The sequence below is a fragment of the Streptomyces alkaliphilus genome, from assembly GCF_014141535.1.
GTDB lineage: Bacteria > Actinomycetota > Actinomycetes > Streptomycetales > Streptomycetaceae > Streptomyces > Streptomyces alkaliphilus.
In genome coordinates, this window is the sequence record NZ_VKHT01001059.1 from 1 (window position 1) to 1655 (window position 1655).

Here is a 1655-nt window from a genome sequence, read left to right on the forward strand (position 1 = left end):
ACCCACCCCCGACGCCGGGGAGACCCGGGCCCTGATGGAATTGGTGCGGCGCCTCGCCGAGCGCGAGATCCGTCCCGTCGCCGACGAGGAGGAGGCCGCCGGCCGTTTCCCGCGTGAGACCTTCCGCACCCTCTCCGAGCTGGGCCTGCTCGGCCTGCCGTACCCCTCCGAGCACGGTGGCGGCGACCAGCCGTACGAGGTGTACCTGCGGGTGCTGGAGGAGCTGGCGGCGGCCCGCCTGACGGTTGGCCTCGGGGTCTCCGTGCATTCCCTGGCCTGTCACGCGCTGGCCCGCCACGGCACGAAGGAACAGCGTGCCGAGCACCTGCCCGCCATGCTCGGCGGGGGGTTGTTGGGGGCCTACTGCCTCTCGGAGCCCACCGCCGGCTCCGACGCCGCCGACCTGCGCACCCGTGCCGTGCGCGACGGCGACGAGTGGGTGATCACCGGCACCAAGGCGTGGATCACGCACGGCGGGATCGCCGACTTCCACACCGTCCTGGCCCGTACCGGGGGCCCCGGCGCACGCGGCATCACCGCCTTCCTCGTGCCCGGGGACGCCGACGGCCTCGAGGCGGCCGCGCCGGAACGCAAGATGGGACTCAACGGGTCCCCCACCGCCCAACTCCACCTCGACGGTGTGCGCGTGGCCGACGACCGGCGGCTCGGGGAGGAGGGGCGGGGCTTCCGGATAGCGCTCGACGCGCTGGACGCCGGACGCCTGGGCATCGCCGCCTGTGCGGTCGGCCTGGCGCGAGCGGCGTTGGACGAGGCCACCGCCTTCGTGACCGGACGGCGCCAGTTCGGCCGGCCGATCTCCGACTTCCAGGGAGTGCGGTTCGCGCTGGCCGACGCGGCCACCGCGGTCGAGGCGGGGCGGGCCCTGTACCTCGAGGCGGCACGTCGCCACGACGCGGGCGAGCCGGTCTCCCGCCACGCCGCGATGGCCAAGCTGTTCTGCTCCGACGCCGCCATGCGCGTCACCACCGACGCGGTGCAACTCATGGGCGGCTACGGCTACACCGCGGACTTCCCCGCCGAGCGGTACATGCGGGAGGCGAAGATGCTGCAGATCGTGGAGGGCACCAACCAGATCCAGCGGGTGGTCATCTCCCGCCATCTGGTCGGTCCACCGGAACGCGACTGAACAGCACCCTCCGGGGGCCCCGTGGGGCGTGCGGGGCCCCGCGACCGTTCCGAAGGACGTTCAGGCCGCGCGACGGAGGCCGGGCAGCCGGATCGGCCGGGCCCCGGGGCCGCCCCGATGGGAAAACGGCTGCAGACGCCAGTCCAACCCCTCGGGGAGCGCCGTCGGGAACACCTCCACGAGCCTCTCGTCGTCCTCCGCCGGGGCTTCGGTCTCCTCCGGTACCGGCCGGCCGGTGCCGCGACAGACGGTGAGGCCGAAGGGGTTCCACGGGGTCGGGCACAGCGCGTGCACCGGGAGCAGGCCGGGCCCGGGAGCCAGGACGATCCGCTGGCCGCACTCGGGACACGCCACCCGGAACTCCTCCTCCACCGCCGGCTCCTCCCCGGGCCCACCGGCTCCCGGGGGGTTCGTGGTGTCCACCAGGGTGAGCGGGGCGGGGCGCGCCGTCGGGTGGTCCTCCAGCTCCCCGCCCCCGCTCCCGTCGGTGACGGGGGCGCCGGAGGGG

General features: G+C 74.9%; 2 protein-coding genes. One reads left to right on the forward strand and one right to left on the reverse strand.

Annotated features, from left to right (window positions below; genetic code table 11):
* The first annotated feature begins 31 nt into the window (after positions 1-31).
* Positions 32-1147 (forward strand): acyl-CoA dehydrogenase family protein, encoded by a 1116-nt coding sequence (locus FNQ90_RS22360; protein ID WP_407699427.1) that lies wholly within the window; start codon positions 32-34, stop codon positions 1145-1147.
* Positions 1148-1207: 60 nt separating this feature from the next.
* Here FNQ90_RS22360 and FNQ90_RS22365 read toward each other — a convergent pair whose 3' ends face one another.
* Entirely contained in the window at positions 1208-1573 is a 366-nt protein-coding gene (locus FNQ90_RS22365; RefSeq protein ID WP_194432789.1) for a hypothetical protein, read from the reverse strand.
* Positions 1574-1655: the final 82 nt, after the last annotated feature.